This is a genomic window from Streptomyces sp. NPDC052114, from assembly GCF_040680155.1.
GTDB lineage: Bacteria > Actinomycetota > Actinomycetes > Streptomycetales > Streptomycetaceae > Streptomyces.
Window position 1 is genome coordinate 26,333 of the sequence record NZ_JBFAWC010000021.1, and the last position, 18,482, is coordinate 44,814.

The 18,482-nt window shown below is 68.0% G+C and carries 14 protein-coding genes and 2 pseudogenes; 11 read left to right on the plus strand and 5 right to left on the minus strand.

What is annotated here, in order from left to right; genetic code table 11:
* Positions 1 to 336: 336 nt before the first annotated feature.
* The 4 genes and pseudogenes from AB0L89_RS34365 (at position 337) to AB0L89_RS34380 (ending at position 5,921) form a co-directional block, all read left to right on the plus strand.
* A complete protein-coding gene (locus AB0L89_RS34365) occupies positions 337 to 552 on the plus strand; it encodes a hypothetical protein (protein WP_365150103.1) in 216 nt (71 codons plus the stop codon).
* A gap of 9 nt (positions 553 to 561) precedes the next feature.
* On the plus strand, positions 562 to 1,197 hold the full coding sequence (locus tag AB0L89_RS34370; RefSeq protein ID WP_365150106.1) for a helix-turn-helix transcriptional regulator: 636 nt from the start codon (positions 562 to 564) through the stop codon (positions 1,195 to 1,197).
* A 313-nt stretch (positions 1,198 to 1,510) separates the two neighbouring features.
* Positions 1,511 to 3,001 carry a DUF2971 domain-containing protein gene (locus AB0L89_RS34375; RefSeq protein WP_365150109.1) on the plus strand — a complete coding sequence of 497 codons (1,491 nt, stop codon included), beginning with the start codon at positions 1,511 to 1,513 and terminating at the stop codon, positions 2,999 to 3,001.
* Between the two features lie 355 nt (positions 3,002 to 3,356).
* A pseudogene (locus AB0L89_RS34380) lies at positions 3,357 to 5,921 on the plus strand (Helicase associated domain protein).
* A 271-nt stretch (positions 5,922 to 6,192) separates the two neighbouring features.
* On the opposite strand, the gene AB0L89_RS34385 reads toward AB0L89_RS34380, so the two are convergent.
* The 4 genes from AB0L89_RS34385 to AB0L89_RS34400 form a co-directional block, all read right to left on the minus strand.
* Positions 6,193 to 6,612 (minus strand): SHOCT domain-containing protein, encoded by a 420-nt coding sequence (locus AB0L89_RS34385; RefSeq protein WP_365150112.1) that lies wholly within the window; start codon positions 6,610 to 6,612, stop codon positions 6,193 to 6,195.
* 1,128 nt (positions 6,613 to 7,740) lie between these two features.
* On the minus strand, positions 7,741 to 8,487 hold the full coding sequence (locus AB0L89_RS34390; RefSeq protein ID WP_365150115.1) for an MBL fold metallo-hydrolase: 747 nt from the start codon (positions 8,485 to 8,487) through the stop codon (positions 7,741 to 7,743).
* A 234-nt stretch (positions 8,488 to 8,721) separates the two neighbouring features.
* Entirely contained in the window at positions 8,722 to 9,771 is a 1,050-nt protein-coding gene (locus AB0L89_RS34395; RefSeq protein ID WP_365150118.1) for a hypothetical protein, read from the minus strand.
* Positions 9,772 to 10,037: 266 nt separating this feature from the next.
* Positions 10,038 to 10,547: an SRPBCC family protein gene (locus AB0L89_RS34400; RefSeq protein WP_365150121.1), complete on the minus strand. Its 510-nt coding sequence runs from the start codon at positions 10,545 to 10,547 to the stop codon at positions 10,038 to 10,040.
* A gap of 1,069 nt (positions 10,548 to 11,616) precedes the next feature.
* Here AB0L89_RS34400 and AB0L89_RS34405 point away from each other — a divergent pair.
* The 3 genes from AB0L89_RS34405 (at position 11,617) to AB0L89_RS34415 (ending at position 14,728) form a co-directional block, all read left to right on the plus strand.
* Positions 11,617 to 13,290, plus strand: a complete 1,674-nt coding sequence (locus tag AB0L89_RS34405) for a sulfite oxidase (protein ID WP_365150124.1) — start codon at positions 11,617 to 11,619, stop codon at positions 13,288 to 13,290.
* A 107-nt stretch (positions 13,291 to 13,397) separates the two neighbouring features.
* Positions 13,398 to 13,982 (plus strand): ECF RNA polymerase sigma factor SigK, encoded by a 585-nt coding sequence (gene sigK / locus AB0L89_RS34410; protein WP_365150126.1) that lies wholly within the window; start codon positions 13,398 to 13,400, stop codon positions 13,980 to 13,982.
* On the plus strand, positions 13,979 to 14,728 hold the full coding sequence (locus AB0L89_RS34415; RefSeq protein WP_365150129.1) for an anti-sigma factor: 750 nt from the start codon (positions 13,979 to 13,981) through the stop codon (positions 14,726 to 14,728). The genes sigK and AB0L89_RS34415 overlap by 4 nt, the downstream gene beginning before the upstream one ends.
* 150 nt (positions 14,729 to 14,878) lie before the next feature.
* Here the strand turns inward: AB0L89_RS34415 and AB0L89_RS34420 are convergent, their stop codons facing one another.
* Positions 14,879 to 15,460, minus strand: coding sequence for a fasciclin domain-containing protein (locus tag AB0L89_RS34420; protein WP_365150132.1), 582 nt, complete (start codon positions 15,458 to 15,460; stop codon positions 14,879 to 14,881).
* A gap of 469 nt (positions 15,461 to 15,929) precedes the next feature.
* On the opposite strand from AB0L89_RS34420, the gene AB0L89_RS34425 reads away from it, so the two are divergent.
* The 4 genes and pseudogenes from AB0L89_RS34425 to AB0L89_RS34440 all read left to right on the plus strand — a co-directional run.
* Positions 15,930 to 16,145: a hypothetical protein gene (locus AB0L89_RS34425; RefSeq protein ID WP_365150135.1), complete on the plus strand. Its 216-nt coding sequence runs from the start codon at positions 15,930 to 15,932 to the stop codon at positions 16,143 to 16,145.
* Between the two features lie 45 nt (positions 16,146 to 16,190).
* Positions 16,191 to 16,691, plus strand: coding sequence for a DUF4383 domain-containing protein (locus AB0L89_RS34430; RefSeq protein ID WP_365150138.1), 501 nt, complete (start codon positions 16,191 to 16,193; stop codon positions 16,689 to 16,691).
* Positions 16,692 to 16,826: 135 nt separating this feature from the next.
* Positions 16,827 to 17,477 (plus strand): fasciclin domain-containing protein, encoded by a 651-nt coding sequence (locus tag AB0L89_RS34435; protein WP_365150140.1) that lies wholly within the window; start codon positions 16,827 to 16,829, stop codon positions 17,475 to 17,477.
* Between the two features lie 452 nt (positions 17,478 to 17,929).
* Positions 17,930 to 18,338: pseudogene (locus tag AB0L89_RS34440) on the plus strand (molybdopterin-binding oxidoreductase); the annotation flags it as partial.
* Positions 18,339 to 18,482: the final 144 nt, after the last annotated feature.

An 18,482-nucleotide genomic window follows, 5' to 3' on the forward strand; every position in this document is an offset into this window, starting at 1 on the left:
ACAACTTGACCGTGCGCAACACTGCATGGCGAGTCAGCGGCAAGTCTCGGAGCGCCACGATGCCGGCAGCGAACTGTGTAGCCGGCAGGGGAACGTTGACTAGGCCGTGAACCGGCAAAGTGGACATAGAGGCCTTGGTTGGTGGGTGGCCAGCGGGACAGGCATGGAAGGCTGTACGCATCGCGCAGCCCCGCTGAAATGCAGGGCCAACTGCTGCTGGACTGCGCGCTTATTGCGACCACTCAGCCCCAGGGCTCCGGCCGTCGGGCCGGGTCCTTCGCCCGACGGAGTCATGCCGTGAACCACCTGCCCCCTCCCACCGCGCCAGCTTCCCCCGTGCGCTGGGATTCCACGCACGCCCTGATCCTGCTGATCGCGTTTCTCACGCTCGGCACCCTGCTGTTCCTCCGGGGAACGCCCACCGGCGCCATCCTCGCCCTGCTCGGCGGCTGCGGTGCGATCGGCGCAGGCACCCTCGCCCTCGCCGGCGGCGGCCGCCGACTGATCGCTGCCCTGGCCGAGGCCGCGGTGCGCTCCGGCGTCGGCAGGTAAACGCCCGCCATGGCCCGTTCCAGCAGTGCCGCACACGCGCCCTATGCCCGCCTCGCCGCGCACCTGACCGCGCTGCGCAAGCACGCACGGCTCAGTCAGCGCGCCCTCGCCTCGGCCGCAGCAGTCTCCCGCGGCACGATCCAGAACGCCGAGTCCGGTACCTCCGCCCCCTCCCTCGCCGTCCTCGACGCCCTCCTGGACGCGTGCGGGGCTTCCGGCCACGCTCGCCACGACGCGCACCAACTGCGCACTCAGGGCCGCACCACCGCACGCGGCCGCGATATCGGTGCGCCCTCCGCCCAGTACATCTATGGCCGCGGGGCACTCGCTGCCGTGCTCGCCAACGCCTACGAGAAAGCCGGCGCCCCCTCCCCCAGCAGCTTCACCCGCCCCGCGGCAGGGCTGACACCCATTCCCCGTACCACCCTCTACAACATCATCAACCGCCGTCGTCTGCCTGCGACCGAGGAACAACTAGTAACGTTCCTCGCCGTCTGTCGAGTCAAGCCGAGCAACCGCGCCCACATCGACAGCGCGTGGCGGAGCGTTCGCAACTTCCATCACCCGAAGCCACCGACCCACTGGTCAAGAACACCATCAGCGCCCGCGGGACGGTCCGGAGAGACGCGGTTCAGCAGCACCTGACACGCACGCTCGTGGGCCGCACGCAGCGCCTTGAGACGCCCTGACGCCGTCAACTGCCGCTCCCGCCGCGCTCGCCGGCAAGGTCGTCGAGCGCGGCCTCCACCAGTTTGTCGTCCTCTACGCCATCGGCACCGCCGCTTCTTCAGCCTGCGGAAGCAGGAAAGGGCGATCCCAGCGCCCAGTGCGTCGTGCCAGTGGCGGCCGCCCCACATAGGAGGCGATACTCCCCGACCATTTCTCGTCACACTGACCATAATGAAGGTAGAGTAGCTGGCGCCAGCTGCGCGAGACAGGACAACAGAGGGGCTTGCGCATGACCTCCGATGGCGAGCTTTCCGACAGCCGTGCGACAGCCGCGCACCCGAGCCCCACATTCGAGACCCACAGCGAATACGAGGTGGCTACGGCCCCGCGAACCGTGACCGGCCACCTCTTCCACTACACCAACACCGAGGCCGCAGTTACCGGCATCCTGGGCAAGGGTATGCTGCGTCTGTCGCCCTACAAGTTGACCAATGACCTGTGGGAATTACAGCCGCACTACCCGACACTCAGCGCACACCATGACCACCAAGGTCTCGATGCCGGCTTCTCCCTCTGGGATGAGATCGACCGACAGCTGCGCATGCACACCAAGGTCGGATGCCTAACGCAGGACGTGACCCTGCCGCGCAGCGTATTCAACCGAGACGCGCTGCGGGGGTGGGCCCATCTGTCTCTGTGGGCTCATTACGGCGCCGCACACACGGGGGTGTGCCTCAGATTCGACCGCGACAAACTCATCGAGTCCCTCCTCACCCACTCTGCTTCCGCAGCCTTTGCCTTCCACGGTCCGGTCCGATACCTAAGCAGCCAGGCCGCTCCAGCCACCCGCGGCATTGACCTGGGACAGGTCGCGGAATTCGGCGTGGATGCTGTCGCGATGACCTACGCCGAGGCCAACAAGGAAGCGTTGTTCTTCCGCAAGCACATCGACTGGGACAGCGAGTGCGAGTACCGGCTCATCCTGCTTAACCAGTCCACCGATTACGACTACGTGGACATCCGAGCCGCGCTCACCGGCGTTGTCCTGGGTAGCGCGTTCCCGCAAGAGCGCGTACCGGACCTGCTGCAGGCTCTTGAGCCCTATCCCGATGTCACCGTGGAGTACCTGCAGTACCTCAACCGCAGCCTGCATTGCTTTCCCTTTGAAGGTGTTGTCCCTCAGCCCCGGCCGCCCTCCGTACACGCCTGGCCTGCTCCGCAGCGCGAGGGTTCCCTGACCGAGCGTCTAATCGCATTGCGTAGCGCCGAAACCGAGGCCACAGCACGCCGTCAGGCCAGCGCCCAGCTCATCCAGCAGATGCTGGCACAGCTCGAAACAGGTGCTACACAGCTTGTCTCGCAACTGAGCCAGTGGCCCGGAACTGAAGTCGCCAACTACCCCCGGATCACGGCAGTGCCCGAAAGCATGCGGGCGCGAAGGCCTGGAGTGCGAGGGGAGGCCGTCCACTACGAACACGGCTTCTTGTGCGTGGTGGAGAACCTCCCCCGCCAGTCGTACACCCTGACGGCAGCGGCGGCTGTTCAGGTCTTGGACAACGAGCGCCTGCGTCTTCATGCCGTTGTGGGCACCGAACACTGGCGCTCCGGCGGAAACGAGCGCGAGGAACTTTGGCGCAACGAGTGGGAGATCGAAGCAGCCGATGCACAAAACGCGGTGGCCGTGGTGCTGAGCGAGTTGACCACTGCCGCACAGGACACCCGCACCACCTTTGACCACGCTCGCGGTGCCAGCTCTGTAGCCCCAGAGGAATCAGCCTGACGGGGCATCCAAACCAGCGAACGAGCGGGCCGCCGCAGGCACTGCATATAGGAAATGCCATGCACCTGTCCCGCGCGATGTCACTACTTGCCACCAAGCAGTTGCGCCATCTGCCACAGATTCCAGAGCAGCTTCAGCACATCAGACACACCGTAGAGGGCATCTGACGCTGGCACATAGGCGAGATGCAGTTACTGGCAGCCAGACGAAACTTCACAGAGGCCTTGAACGTTTCCGACGGCAGACGATCACTGCCCCGTTCAGAATCTCCATCCGGCTCCGCATCACTGATCAACTTAGCTCACAGGGTTGCTCGTTGGTCTTCCGGGAGACACCAAGGGAAGGACTGAGGCACATGTCGACCGAGCGCGCCGATCAGCGTGAGGCTGCCCAGCAAGAAGCCATCGAAGCGGTCCTCCGGGCCCTAGAGTTCCCTGCAAGATCGTTCGTGCCTGAACGAGGGCTCCGAACCCAGGTGATCATGGCCACCGGATCCGGGAAGACCCGGGTCGCGGCCCGCAGCGCCCAGGAGCTCCACGCCGGCCGCGTGCTGGTGCTCGTCCCCTCACTGGACCTCCTCACCCAGACCGAAGCCGCATAGCGCGAGGCAGGCCGCCGGGGGCCGGTGATCGGGGTGTCCTCGCTGCGCGGTGAAGAGGCCTCCTTCCCCAACACCACAGACGTAGACGAGCTGGTGGAGTGGACGCGTGGCCTGGACAAGGTCACCGTCTACGCCACGTACGCCAGCCTCGCACTGGGCACACTGGAGCTGGCACACGCCGGAGGCCTCGCGGCCTGGGACCTGATCGTCGTAGACGAGGCCCACCGCGTTTCCGGCCGGATCGGGAAACCGTGGGCGGTCGTCCACGACAACCAGAAGATCCCCTCCCTGCGCCACCTCTACATGACCGCCACGCCCCGCCTGTGGCAACTCGGCGACGAAGACGAGGCCGGTACACCGGGCGAGCTGGTCGCGAGCATGGAAGACGACCCCGAAGGCCCCTTCGGCAGCCGCTGCTTCACCCTCACCCTCTCGGACGCCATCGACCGGGGAATCTGCGCCCCCTACCAGGTCGTCTGCGTGGACGTCACCGACACCGCACTCCAGGCAGCCCAGCTCCTGGGCGAAGACGCGCGTTCCGAGCGCGTACGCGGGGCCCGGATCGCCGCGCTCCAGACTGCGCTGGTGAAGGCGTCGGCCGAGGAGGGCTTCCGCAGGACGCTCGTCTTCCACCACGTCGTCAAGGAAGCCGAAGCCTTCGCGGCCGGCATCCCCGACGTCGCCGCGCAACTGCACGCATCCGACCCCGAGCTGTACCCCAAGACGATCTGGGCCAACTGGCTCTGCGGAGACCACAAGCCACTCCACCGCCGCCAGCTCCTGGGCGAGTTCGCCGCCGGAATCGCCACCGACGGCACCGTCGTGGAGAAATGCTTCCTGTGTTCAGTGAAAGTGCTGGGCGAAGGCGTCGACACCAAGAACTGCGACTCCGTGTACTGGGCCGACGTCCGCGGCTCGATGCCTGATCTCGTCCAGGCCGTGGGCCGCGCGCTGCGGATGCAGCCCGGCGAGGGCAAGATGGCCTCGCTCGTGGTGCCGGTCCTGCTCGGGCCCGGGGAGACGGCGGACAACATGCTGACCTCGCGGGCGTTCGGCGGGCTCGCCAAGCTGCTGGAGGCACTCCGTGCGCACGACGCCCGTGTTGTCGAGCAGCTCGCCGAGCAGCAGGCGCAGAGCCGTGTCAGGGGCGTGCAGAGTCGTAACGAGGCAGTCGAGGAGGGTGAGGACGCCGGGGGCGACCGAAGCGACCGTGGTCTGTCGTTGCCAGCCCGGGAGCTGCTGAAGTTCTCCACACCCCGCGACCCGGCCACCCTCGCCGCGTTCATCAACCTCCGCGTCCTCAGCCCGGAACACGAACACTGGCGACGCGGCATCGAAGCCGCCGCCATCTACGCCCGCGAGCACAGCGACCTCCGGGTCCCGTTCACCTACCGCGTCCCCGACGCCGACGAACAGGCGGCGCAAGCCGAGAGGTGGCCGACCGCGCTTGCCGGGTTTCCTCTAGGACAGTGGGTCGCCGACGCTCGAAGGTTCTACGCCCGCGGTGCCATGGACGAGGACCGCATCCAGCAGCTGGAGAAGCTCGGCATGATCTGGTCACACTTCGACGTCGCCTGGGAGGAGGGCCTCACGGCCGCGCGCGGGTGGGCCCAGGACAACGGTCACCTGCTGGCGCCGCTGGACGCCACGCACCAGGGGTACAAGGTGGGCATCTGGCTGAAGAACGCGCGGGCCGCCGCAAGGAAGGCCGCCGAGAACGAGCAGCGGCGCGCCGAAGGCCTGCCCGTGGAGTCGACGGCCGGCGCCCTGTCGGACGAGCGACGCGAGCAGCTGGAGGACATCGACGCCTCCTGGTGCCCCTCATGGCCGGTGACGTGGCAACGGTGCTTCCGCCTCGTCCGGATGCACCTGGACGCGGGCGAGGCACTGCCCACCGAGACGGGTGAGGTTCTGTGCCAGGGCGAGGATCTCGGGCGGTGGGTGCAGTCTGTGCGGCTCGGGTGGGACCAGCTCACCACCGCGCAGCAATGGATGTGCGCACACATCCTCGGGATCCAGCCCGCCACCGACGACGAAAAACCCAAGCCACGCCGTACACAGGCCGAAAAATGGGCCCTCAACTACGCCGCCGCCAAGCAGTACCACCAACGCGAAGGCCACCTGAAAGTCCCCAGGAAGCACGTCGAACGGATCGCCGTCGACAGCGGGGGCGGCGGTCGCGATGGTGAGAGCGGCAGGGAACAGGAGGAACGAGAGATCAAGCTCGGGGCATGGGTCAGCAACCAACGCAGCAGAGCCGCCACACTGACACCAGAACGGATCGAACAGCTCTCACGGATCGGAATGCGATGGACATAGCCACGCGCGGACGAGCAGCGGGGCCGGGCAGAATCACCCCGACCGGCCCCACTGAGGTGGGGCCGCTGAACAACGTCACAGCCACCCTGCCCACCCCCCTTTCCTTGCCGTGCAGGGGCTTTGGGTGGGGAGGCCGCCGACCGCTGCGGCGGGCCGCATCAAGGGAAGCTCATCCGGGGCACGGGTCCCGATGAGTCCCCCGCCCCGCGGCCGCTCCCGGCCGGAAGCCCCCACCAGGCGGGGCACAACGACGCTGCCGCCTCCGGCGAAGTCAGCTCAAGACCTTGCCCTTGGCCCGCTGGAACTCCTCCTCCGAGATGTCGCCGTGCTCCCTGAGCCGGGACAGTTTCACCAGCTCGTCGGCCTGGCTGGTGCGGGACACGTCCTGCGCCGCGGTCCGGCGGATGTGGGCGTCGAAAATCTCCTGCCGGGCCTGTAACGCCCCGGCCTCCCGCCGGCCCATGCCGCGGCCCCGGACCAGGACGTACACGAAGACTCCGAGGAAAGGCAGCACGATCACGAAGATGATCCAGCCCGCCTTGATCCACCCGCTGAGCGTGTCGTCGCGGAAGATGTCGCTGATGATACGGAAGAGCAGGTAGAACCACAGGATCCACATGAAGAGCCAGAACGTGCTCCAGAAGACGCTGAGCAGCGGATAGTCGTACGCAAGGGTGACGGAACCGTTCACAGTCCTCTCCTTCCTCGCACCGTTGACCAGAACGGCGCGCCAGGCGCCCGCGGGGCGCCCCAGCAGTAGTGCGCAGGCGCGGGCTCGCACCTGCGGCAACGGGATGGCGTACCGGATCGTCAAGACCGCGACCTGGGCCCCGTCCGCCACGCCGCCAACGCGCCCGCACCGGGGCTCAGCCCGTCGCCGGGCGGGCCACGCCGCACCGCGATGCCCCCCCTTGGCCGTGGCACCGACGCCCGCTCCCGGCAAAAGCGTGCCGCACAGCGTCCCTGGCTTGCCGGACATCGTCCCTGACCAGGGCCGCCCGCGGCATTGTTGCCGGTTTCACGCAGGCCCGCCGCGGCGGGCAGAACCCTTCGCCCGTCGTTGTCTGCGGCTCTTCATCGTGCCTCCAGCTCTTCCTCGCACCGCGCGGGGAGCCAAGCAGTTCCGCGGCGACGGGGCCAAGGACTTCTCCGGTGAACAATCGCTCGGCCACCGGCACGCCTGCCTGCTCGCCGACCGCGCGCCGCAGCCTCCCCGCCCAGCGGTGTTCCAACAGCACCAACCCGGCCGTGGTGCCAGGCTCCAGGGCTTGCGCCTGACAGTCGACGGCAACAAGATCACCCTCGGGCTGCTTGCAAAGGACCAGCAGATCCAGCACGAGGATCTGCCCCGCAGCCACGAGACTCCAGCCCTTCGGTGGCCTGTCCCTCGCACTCCGCGTCCGGGTCGAAGACGATCATCAGCACCTGCACGGGACCGCCCTCGGCCGTCATCACGACCTCCCTCTCTCCCTCTGCGAGTTGCACCTCAATTGAGCGACGTACCGCAAAAGACGGCATCCCCCACAAGGGGTGAGCCCACCACACGGGCCATGGCGGCGCGTGCGGCCCGATCGCCCTCTTGGGCGTCTTCGGATGCAGGTGCCCCCCCTGGGCGCTGCACGGTCCGTGCGGGGCCGGGCAACCGGACGGGGCCGGATGCCTCCGTGGTGCCGGGGGCGATTACCGTGCAGGTGCGGTCAGAGTACGCCACGCACAGCGCTCCGTCCGGGCCCCGCCGCGATGTGCGCCGAGCCGCCCGTGCCTAGCTACCAATGAGGGACAGAAGCCGGGCCCTCCGCATACCCAGCGTCGGGCTCCGTCACCGCTTGCCGCGCAGGTAGTCACCGGCAAGTTCACGAAGCCGCATCTGGTCGAAGCTACGCCCGTGGCCCGGATGCACGACGGACACGTCCAACTGCGCGAGGCGTTCCATACTGCGCAGGTAGGCAGGCACGTCGGAGTCGGGGAGGTCGTCGATGAGGTAGCCGTCGTACACCGCATCGCCGGAGAACAGCACCCCGGTACGCTCCTCCAGCAGGGCGATGCTTCCCGGGGAGTGGCCCGGTAGGTGAAGGACCGTCAGCGTACGGCTGCCCAGGTCAATTCGGTCCCCGTCGTCGAGCTGACGGCTCAATTTCACCGCTTGAACCCGATATGTCCGCGGGTCGTACTCGGGATACGGAAGACTCTTGATCAGCAGGTCCGGGACAGGCTCATCCCCAGCCTCGATGCCCAGCTTCTCGGAGAGCTCGGCACCGTACAGACTGGCAGGGACACCCTCGGCCAGGGTTGCGGCTTCGGCAGGGTGGCCGGCCCGCTCACGGAACTCGTGAGCCCCGCCAACGTGGTCCAGGTGCGCGTGGGTGAGAACTACCAGCGGGTCACGTTCGAACATGCGCGGGATCTCCCCACGCAGAGCAACGACGCCAAGCCCGGCATCAACGACGATGTCACGGTCGGTTCCACGCAGCCACCACAGCTTTGCTGACACCAGCGGGCCGACGCGGGGTTCCAAGATCCGAACCAGATCACTACCCAGCTCCAACTGCTCGTACCAGTCGTTCATGTCGCGCAAGTGTGCCAGCTGCCGCTCTCTCGGGTCCCGCCACGGCGGACCAGACGGATTGAGATTCAGGGCGACATCCACACGCCACGGGCTAGATCAGTTGAGATTTCGGCTCGCCACTCGTCTCAAATGATCTGGTCGTCGCAGGTCACGACGACGACCTCGGGCCAGATCATCTGAGGCGGGACACCGAGATACAGCACGTCATGGATCAAGGAGAAGCGGGACGGCTTCTCAGCGGCTGGCCTCCGGGCCCCGGTGCGGTCCTTGTTGCTGTGGGCGGTGCGCCCGCTGGTCGTCCCGGCGCGCCGGGTGCGCCCCATCGGCATCGTCCGGTGTGGCGTAGCGGGTCGCGCGGATGCGGGAGTCCTCGCCCGCCTTGGTGAAGACGTCCTGTAGGTGGCGCAGCCGATCGGCCGTGTGATTGAGGGCTTCCACATCCGTGCGGGATTTCCGGAGGGCCCGCAGCGCCATTATGTCGATCACCTCTCCGGGCCCGGCCTCCTGCTCCTGGTCGTCGTCCTCGGGGTCGGCCGGCTCGGGCGCGAGCAGCTGGTCGGGCATCGCCGCCTGCTGGTGCCGGGCGACGTCGTAGGAGCGGCCGCGCGTGGCGACTGTGGAGTTCAGTTTCGCGCGGAGCGCCGCGCCGGCGAGGACGGCCCGCTCGTGCTGCAACGGCACGCGGGGTATCTCGCACTCCCCCGGTTCCGGACCCGAGGAAGGTGGCGCGGCCGGTTTGCCCGGGTCGATCGGTGGCTGCCGGTCCGGGGCGGTGGCGGGCGGGCTCCCGTGGCCGGAGGTGAGGTCGGCCAACGACCATCGGGCGATGTAGAGGCGATAGGCGGGCATCCGGCCGCGCAATGTCTTCGGCTCGCTGATGTCGACGCAGTACCTGGCGAGTGCGGCGTCCACGATGTGCTCATCTAGGTCCGGCTCGCGATGGCGGCCGCGCAGGACGAGAGCGAGGTGGCGTCGGGCTTCGGCGAGCACGTGCCGGCGCTGGAAGCGGCCGCCGTCGTTCATCACGAACACGGTCGCGGCGACTTCGACGGCCGCCAAGGCGACGTCGACCACGGCGGTTACCCGGGTCCGGATTCCGGCGGCTGCGGCGCGGGCGTGCTCGAGGAGGGAGGTGATGACGTCGGCGGCGACACCGGAGGTAAGGATCGCGCTTGCCTTCCACCGCTCGCGCAGCTGCGCGAGCGGCCGGGTCTTCCGCTTGGGCGGGCGGGTCTTTCGTGCGGCGATCTGGTTCAGCTTGGCGCGGGCCCGCTCGGAGACCATCGTGCCCGCTTTCGAGACCCGCCCCCGCTCCACCGATGGCCACCAGCACGGGGCAGCCCCGGCTGCGTCCGGGACGGCGGCTCAGGCAGCTTCGGCGAATTGGGCCCGTCGCGTTTCTTCACTCGACGAAGGAGGCTCACTGCCCGGCGAGCAACCGTTGAGCGGGGCAGTCGCAGCGATCAACACGCACCGGACGCACACCCGTTGGGCCCCTCCCTTCTCCACAGTCGGTCGGGGCAGTGAGTGGTGCGTCCCACGCTGTCGCATCAGGCGGCGTTGGCGCTCTCCAGCTCGCGTTTGAGGTTCTGCAGCGTCATGTCGATGTTCCGGATCTGGAAGTCTGCGAACGTCTGGCCCGGGGTGACGATCCGGTCGAAGAAGTGCGCGGCGAGATCGGGCCAGGCGCGCCGGTCGTCGGTCCAGGTCTCCGTTACGCGTGTGCCGTTGTCCGTCGGCTCGAAGAGGTACTCCCACGTGGCGATCGAGCCGCGCAGTCGGGGTCGACGGGCACCGATCGCATGGACACGGAACGCGAAGCGGCTGCCTGGATCGGCTGCGGTGACGGTGCATCGTGTGACCCACCGGAACCGCCCCCGCTTGTTGCGCCCGACGAACGACGTCCCTGGCACGGCCGGTCCGACCGGAGTATCACCGCTTGTGCCCCGGTTCTCCGGGCTCCACCGACCCATGTCTTCAGGACGACTGACAGCCTGATAGGCAGCCTCGGGCGTCACCTCGATGTCGATGCTCCTGCGCACCATGAATACGCGGCTCATGTCAGGGGTCCTCTCGATCAAGAAACACAGTTACTGGAGAGTCATAGTTACTAGAGAGTAGAGAACGTGGGCCCGATGGTCATCCGGTGTGGTGCAGTGACGGGTTGTCCCAGAGCGGCCTGGGCCGGTCGAGGACGCGCTCGGCATGGGTGAGCACTGCCGGGGGATGCTCCGCGGGGAGTGGATCGCGCGTCAGGCTAAGCGACCCGTCGTATTCCTCCAGGGCGCACACGGTGTAGCGGACGAAGGCGCGGGGACCCCGCGACGTAGACGTGACGGGCGGCCAAGCAATGCTCACCGGTCAGGTGATCCTGGAACGCGCGCTGGAATCCACAGACCCGGTTCGGGTCCGGTGGCCACCACCAGTGGCAGGTCAACTGGGTGTGGCGGCCCTCGAGGCGGGCGAGATGGGACCGGTCGTAGAAATGCTCACGGCTGCGGGTCACCGCCCTATTCCGGAGGCATACCGGGGGGCGGGTTGGGTGCACCGTGGTCGGTCTGTTGAGCGGCGTGTGTGTCTGCGGGTTCCTGAGGTGTGTGCGAGATGGCTCTGAATACGGCTTCTCGCAACTCCGCGGGCGGCATCACCGGGCACGCTTCTGCGCTCAAGTGGCAGGTGCTGAAGCGCATTTCACCTCGGTCACCCGCACCTTGCCTCCTGCTGCCGCGGCAGCGACGAGTCTTGAACCGGCAACCGGCCACAAGCTCGGGCCGAACCCTCCTCATGATCGACGCGAACCGGATGCGTACTCTCACAGCGCTCCCCCGGAGTAGTCCAACCTGGCCGCTGAAGCGGCAGGTATCACCGCATTCCTGCGGCGGCTGGGTGTGGTGTGGGTCCGTGTGCCCACTGGTAATCCGGCGGCCTGTGCCCCACGGCTTGGTTCTTCGCGCAAGCCGTCACCCCTTCGCCCCACACGCTGCCCTCCAGAGCGTGGAATACCGGCAGCCCTGCGGCGCTGCCACCAGGGACCGCGCCGGACTGCCTGCTACTGCTGCCACATGACGCTTCATGCTCCGATGGCGTGATCGGCCAATCCAAGCGCGGCGCAAGAACGGATTCCCCGACATGGACGACGACTCGACCCCCACGCCGCTGCGCGGCATCAAACGCCTGTCTCTGGGCGCACTGAGCGGACTGCTCGCCGGATACGCGGCGATCGCGGTCGCCGAGCTGGTCTCCGCCGCGGTGCGGCCCGAATCGGGTCCGGTCATCGCGGTGGGCGGGGCGGCGATCGACCGCACCCCGCCGGCGGTCAAGGACTGGGCGATCCGGCAGTTCGGCACGAACGACAAGCTGGTGCTGCAACTGGGCATTCTGGCCGTGCTGACCGTGCTCGCCCTGGTGCTGGGGGCGCTCGCCGCACGGTGGCGGCTGATCGGTTCACTGGGTGTCCTCGCGTTCGGCGTCGTCGGTGCTCTGGCCGCCACCAGCAGGCCCGACTCCACCAGCGTCACGGACGCGTTGCCTTCCGCCGTAGGCGCCATCGTCGGTGCCTGCCTGCTCTACTACTTGATCGGCTGGCTTGGACGCACCCGGGACGTCGCCGGCCAGTCCTCCGCCTCTCGAGACTCGGTGTCGGAAGACGCCGCGGCGCAGCCACTGGATGGCACAGCCCCCGTACATGACGCCGACGACCACGGTGAGTCGGGGTGGGACCGGCGCGGGTTCATCCTGGCCGCAACCGCCGCGGCCGCCGCCTCCACCGGCGTCGGCCTCGCGGGCCGCGCGCTGAACGGGTCCCAGGGCCAGAACGCCGTCGCCTCCCGCAAGGACGTGATGCTCCCCACCCCATCCTCCAAAGCCGCCCCGGTCCCGCGCGGCGCCGCCCTGCGGATCAAGGACATCAGCCCGTTCATGACACCCAACGGCGACTTCTACCGCGTCGACACCGCACTCGTCGTCCCCAAGGTCGACGCCACCAGCTGGAAGCTCCGCATCCACGGCAAGGGCGTTGAGCGCGAACTGACCGTCTCCTTCGACGACCTGCTGAAGATGCCGCTCATCGAACGCCGCATCACCCTCACCTGTGTCTCCAACGAGGTCGGCGGCCCCTACGTCGGCAACGCCCGCTGGATCGGCGTCCGTCTGGCCGACCTGCTCAAACAGTGCGGAGTGAAACCCCCGTCCCAGGGCGGAGCGGCCGACCAGCTCGTGGCCCGCTCCGTGGACGGGATGACCATCGGCAGCCCCGTCGAAGACGTCATGGACGGCCGCGACGCCCTGCTCGCCCTCGGCATGAACGGCGAGCCCCTGCCCTTCGAGCACGGCTTCCCCGTCCGCATGCTGGTCCCCGGCCTCTACGGCTACGTATCGGCGTGCAAGTGGATCCAGGACATCGAGCTGACCACCTTCGACGCCTACGACTCCTACTGGGTCAAGCGTGACTGGGCACGAAGGGCCCCCATCAAGACCCAGTCCCGCATCGACACCCCCAAACCCTTCGCCCGCCCGACATCCGGCACCGTGATGGTCGCCGGAGTCGCCTGGGCCCAGCACCGCGGCATCGACAAGGTCGAGATCCGCGTCGACGACGGCCCCTGGGAAGAGGCCCGCCTGGCCACCGAGGACACCCGCGACACCTGGCGACAGTGGTCCTACCCCTGGCAGGCCACCAAAGGCGGCCACACTCTCACCGTCCGGGCCACTGACCGCACCGGCGAGACCCAGACCGAGAAACGCACCCGCACCATCCCGGACGGCGCCTCCGGCTGGCACTCCGTCGTCGTGACCGTGGATTGACGGACCAAAGATGACGAGCCCCCGCCCGGGACACGGAACGGCGGGTGTGCGTTACTAGGCACTTTGACCTGCTCAGCCGCAGCCCAGCGGTGGTCGGAAGGCGGCGCATGACACAACCCAGCCCGGTCGGCCCCGGTCCAGCACGTAGACCCGATCTGCAGGAACAGCTGGCCCTCGTCGCGCAGGGGGACCGCGAGGCGTTCTCCGTGGTCTATGACGCGGTGGCGGCACCCGTGTTCGGCGTCGTGTGCAAGCTGCTGCGCGATCATGCCCAGTCCGAGGAAGTCGCCCAGGAAGTCCTCGTCGAGGTCTGGCGAACCGCGGCCCGCTACCGGGCGGACCGGGGCACGGTGTTGAACTGGGTGCTCACCTTGGCGCACCGCCGCACCGTCGACCGGATCCGCTCGGTGCAGGCGGCTGCCGCGCGCGAGCGCCGGGCCGCGCTGCTCGATCAGGTACCGGAGTTCGACGAAGTGAGCGAGCAGGTGGAGGGTCAGTTGGAGCGGGAACAGCTGCGCCGCTGCCTGCGTTCCCTTAGTGAGATCCAGCGTCAGTCGGTGACGTTGGCGTACTACCAGGGCCTCACGTACAAGGAAGTCGCCGAGGCGCTGTCCGCCCCGTTGGGCACGATCAAGACGCGACTGCGTGACGGGCTCATTCGGCTTCGCGACTGCTTGGGGGTGACCGCATGACCGCCCAGGCTGACCTGCACACGCTGACCGGCGCGTACGCTGTCGACGCGCTGGAGGACGACGAGCGCGCAGCATTCGAAGGGCATCTGAGCGCGTGCGCATCGTGCACCCAAGAGGTACGTGAACTGACCGCCACCGCTGGACGGCTGGCACTCGCGACCACGGTGCCTGCACCGCCCCGCCTCAAGGTCCAGGTGATGCAGGAGATCGCCGGCGTACGACAGGAGCGCCCGCATTCCGTGGCAACGGCCGTGCCACGCGGTACTCGTGGCAACCGTGCCATGCGCTGGGCGCTCGCTGCCTGCATTGCCGCGGCCGCCGCGCTCGGCGGCACGACGCTGTGGCAGCACCAACAGGCCGACGAGGCCCGTCAACAGGCCCGGACCGCACAGCATGAGGCCGACCAGATCACCGACGTACTCGCCGCTCCGGACGCCAAGGTGACCTCGGCGGCCGTCAAGGGCGGGGCGCGCGGCTCCGTGGTCGTCTCGCACGACAGTGACAAGGCCGTCTTCATCTCCTCCGGTATGGCGAAGCCCTCAAAGGGCAAGGTGTATCAACTGTGGTTCGCCGACGGCGATCACATGCGCCCGGCCGGCCTGATGAACCCCTCCCGGACGAGCCAGAGCGTCCTGATGGCGGGCGCCGTCGGCAAGGCGTCCGGCATAGGGGTCACCGTCGAGCCGGCCGGTGGATCGCAGCAGCCCACCACCCCGCCGGTCGCCCTGCTGCAACTGCCCGCCTGAGCGATCCGCGGCCGTGGCTGCAGGCGCGTCGACCACAACCTGGCCTCGCGCTGTATGGCATGAGCAGCGGCCCTTCCTGGGCATGTCCAAGGGGTGCACCCACGGTGCACCCCTTGGATCCCCTTTTCCCTCCGACGGCGCGTCGTGCCGTCAGCTCTTGGGCATGAGGACGCTGTCGATGATGTGGACGGTGGCGTTCGAGGTCTGTACGTCGCCGCAGACGATGTTCGCGGTGTCGTTGACCTTGTACTTCTCGCCGGAGCCCGAGGTGGTCAGCATGCCGCCCTCCAGCGTCTTGAAGCTGCCGTCGGCCAGCTTGTCCTGCGTGACCTTCTCACCCACCACGTGATAAGTGAGGATCTTGGTGAGCTGCGCCTTGTCGTTGAGGACCTTGTCCAGGTCCGCCTTCGGGATCTTCGCGAAAGCGTCGTTGGTGGGCGCGAAGACGGTGATGTCCTTGGCGTTGTTCAGGGTGTCGACCAGCCCGGCCTTCTTCACCGCCGTGACCAGGGTGGACAGGGCCGGGTTGTTGGAGGCAGCCGTGGCGACCGGGTCCTTGGCCATGCCGTCGAAGGAACCCGCACCATCCTTGGGCACGGAGGAACAGGCCGGACCGAACGGGCCGGTCATGTCGTCCGCCGACGCAGACGGGGCGAGCGCCGCCAGCGAGAACGGCAGCGCGAGCGCCGCCGATCCCACCAGGATCCGGGTGCTTACGCGATGAGCGGTCATGATCAACACTCCTTTGCGGCGGGCGAACGGGCCCCCGAGCGGCCCGGGGCCGGTGAGAGCGCGGGCTACCGGGGGTCGGCGCGTCATTCGCGCCCTCACACCAAGAATTCGACGCCACATGAGATGCGGATTGCCCCGTTTTGGGAAATTCGCCAGATTCGGCAATCCAAGGAGACGGTCTGTGCCGGATTACCGATGGAGGGCACACCTGGTATCTGGTGGTGCGGCGTCATTCGCAGTCGGTCCCGCGGGCGCAACGGGACGGGAGGGACGGCACCAGGAGGAGTGGGCCATGTACCGCTTGAAGATCCGCGCCGGGATTGGCGCCGCCGCCTTGGCGGGAGCCTGTGCCCTGACAGGCCTGGCCGCCGCCGGGAGCGCTCACGCTTCCGACTGGGATCCGGACGGCGGGGGGCCCGCCACCTCGTGGTCGTGGGGACCCGACGACCGCCACGCTGCGCCGGCCGTCGTGACGGCCTGGTCCGAGGTGTACGTGCGTGACGCGCCGACCGTGGACGCGAAGGCCACCTCCACACTGCCCGCCGGAGCCCACATCCGTCTGTTCTGCCAGACCACCGGCGACCACGTGAACGGCACATCGACCTGGTACTTCGACAACGACAACCACGGCTGGATCAGCGCCGCCTACGTGCACCCCACCGGGTGGCAGCCCGCGACCTGCTGACCTCATGGTCCGCAGCCCACTCGGAGGGGGCAAGGAGGTCCTCCCATGACCACCCTTCACGCCAGGCCCCACGCGCGCCCGCGGGTGAAGCTCGACGATCATCTTCCTGTCGACCATCGCCTGAGCCAGGTCTACCGGTACAGCGCCGGAATCATGGGCCTGTTCCTGCTGGCATTCGGTGTCCTCGGGCTGATCCGTCGTATCGGCTTCTTCGACACCGGCGCCAACACCGCTCTCGGCCTCAACACCAATGGGGCTCTGAGCGTCCTGTCCCTTCTCGTCGGCGGCGTGCTCCTGACGGCCGCCGTCCGCGGCGGGAACACCGCGTCCACCGTGAACATGGTGCTCGGCATCGCCTTCCTGCTGGCCGGCTTCGCGTTTCTGTTCGCGCTGGACAGCCGCTTCAACTTTCTCAACTTCCGCATGCAGAACGTGCTGTTCAGCTTCGCGGTCGGGCTGCTGCTGATGACCGGCGGCATGTACGGACGAGTCAGTGGAGGACTCCCCCACGACAACCCCTACTGGCGCTCCCGACATCAGGCCTGACCACGTCCCTCGTGGCGGTCCTCTCACCCCGGCGTCACTCTTTTGAGGAAGCGACCAATCCACAGCGGCGAGCGCACCGGATTCCCGGCGATGGAGGCAGACGGCCTTCACCGTTCCGATCGTTGAGGGATTTTCATGCAGACTAGCCTGCGTCGTGTCGCCGTTGTTGTCGCTGCTGCCGCCATGCTGCCGCTGGCTTTGACCGCCTGCTCCGACAGCGACTCCAAGGACAAGGCATCCGACAGCAAGTCGTCAGGCGCGTCGAAGGAGTCGGACAAGTCCAGCCCGTCCGACGGCATGAACACGATGTCCGAGCCGTTCGGCCCGGCCTGTGCGAGCGTCCCGAAGGAGGGCAAGGGCAGCTTCGACGGCATGGCGAAGGACCCCGTCGCCACCGCCGCCTCGAACAACCCCGCGCTCTCGACCCTGGTCACCGCCGTCAAGAAGGCCGGCCTGGTCGACACCCTCAACAACGCGAAGGACATCACCGTCTTCGCCCCCACCAACGACGCCTTCGCCAAGATCCCCAAGGCCGACCTCGACAAGGTCCTCAACGACAAGGCCCAGCTCACCAAGATCCTCACCTACCACGTCGTGGGCAAGAAGCTCGCGCCCAAGGACCTGGAGAGCGGCTCCTTCGAGACGCTGGAGAAGTCGAAGGTCACCACCTCCGGCTCCGGCGAGAACTACAAGGTCAACGACAGCGCCAACGTGGTCTGCGGCAACGTGAAGACCGCCAATGCCAACGTCTACATCATCGACAGCGTCCTCATGCCCAAGAGCTGACACGACCACGCAGGCCGGCTGGCGGCCCGGCCTGCGTCGTAGATCCTCCGCACGTGCCCGCACCAGGTGATTCCTAGGGCATCTGGGGTGCACACGGGCAGGCGGGGACGGGCCGGGAAGGTTGCGGTGCCTTTTCGGCAGGTCGTGTCCAGCGGGTGGGAGCGGTGGGGCTCACAACAGCAGCCTCACCGCTCCCACCCGCTCCTGGCGTTCCGCTGACTTCAATGCGCCCAGGCCCCGAACTCCGCGTGCCGCGCCCGGGCCGCATACAGATCACTGGCGCTGCCGTCTTGGCGAGCGAAGGTGCTGCGCCGCGTGCCGTGGCCGACCGCCTGGCCGACGGACAACGCCGTCTGACCCACCTGCCCCAGACGCTTCCGGCTGCGCTAGGGGCCCAGGTCGCCGCCGGCCCCGAGCCGCGAATGCCCGAGCTGCTCGTCGACGAGCCGGCCACGTTCGACTCCTACAACACGTACTGGGTCAAGCTGGGCTGGGCCCGACGCGCCCCATCAAGCCCCGGTCCCGCATCGACACCCCAAGCCGTTCGCCAGGCCCAAGGCCGGGACCATGATGGTCGCCGAGGTCGCCTGGGTCGCCTGGGTCGCCTGGGCGCAGCATCGCGGCATCGACAAGGTGGAGGCCCGGGTGGACGCCGGTCCCTGGGAGGAGGCCCGGCTGGCAGCTGAGGACACCTCGGACACCTGGCGTCGGTGGTCGTACGCCTGGCAGGCCGCCAGGGGCCAGCGAACCCTGACCGTCCGGGCCACGGACAGGACCGGCAAGACCCAGACCTACAAGCGCACCCGCAGCATCCCCGACGGAGCCTCCGGCTGGCATTCCGTGGTCGTCACCATCGACTGAACGGGCCCCGCGCACAGAGGTCCTGAACAGTCGTGTGAACGGCTGGGAATGGGCCTGCGGTCCCGCTCCCCCGGGAATCCGTGCCACTGGCGCCATCAAGGCACCAGCTCAGCGGGTCGGACACAGTCACCAGGCCCGAGGAGG

Bases quoted from the DNA above. Each gene is read 5' to 3' on its own strand.
- AB0L89_RS34370 (WP_365150106.1), top strand. From the start codon at position 562: ATGGCCCGTTCCAGCAGTGCCGCACACGCGCCCTATGCCCGCCTCGCC.
- AB0L89_RS34375 (WP_365150109.1), top strand. From the start codon at position 1,511: ATGACCTCCGATGGCGAGCTTTCCGACAGCCGTGCGACAGCCGCGCAC.
- AB0L89_RS34390 (WP_365150115.1), bottom strand. From the start codon at position 8,487: ATGAACGACTGGTACGAGCAGTTGGAGCTGGGTAGTGATCTGGTTCGG.
- AB0L89_RS34395 (WP_365150118.1), bottom strand. From the start codon at position 9,771: ATGGTCTCCGAGCGGGCCCGCGCCAAGCTGAACCAGATCGCCGCACGA.
- AB0L89_RS34400 (WP_365150121.1), bottom strand. From the start codon at position 10,547: ATGAGCCGCGTATTCATGGTGCGCAGGAGCATCGACATCGAGGTGACG.
- AB0L89_RS34405 (WP_365150124.1), top strand. From the start codon at position 11,617: ATGGACGACGACTCGACCCCCACGCCGCTGCGCGGCATCAAACGCCTG.
- sigK (WP_365150126.1), top strand. From the start codon at position 13,398: ATGACACAACCCAGCCCGGTCGGCCCCGGTCCAGCACGTAGACCCGAT.
- AB0L89_RS34415 (WP_365150129.1), top strand. From the start codon at position 13,979: ATGACCGCCCAGGCTGACCTGCACACGCTGACCGGCGCGTACGCTGTC.
- AB0L89_RS34420 (WP_365150132.1), bottom strand. From the start codon at position 15,460: ATGACCGCTCATCGCGTAAGCACCCGGATCCTGGTGGGATCGGCGGCG.
- AB0L89_RS34430 (WP_365150138.1), top strand. From the start codon at position 16,191: ATGACCACCCTTCACGCCAGGCCCCACGCGCGCCCGCGGGTGAAGCTC.
- AB0L89_RS34435 (WP_365150140.1), top strand. From the start codon at position 16,827: ATGCAGACTAGCCTGCGTCGTGTCGCCGTTGTTGTCGCTGCTGCCGCC.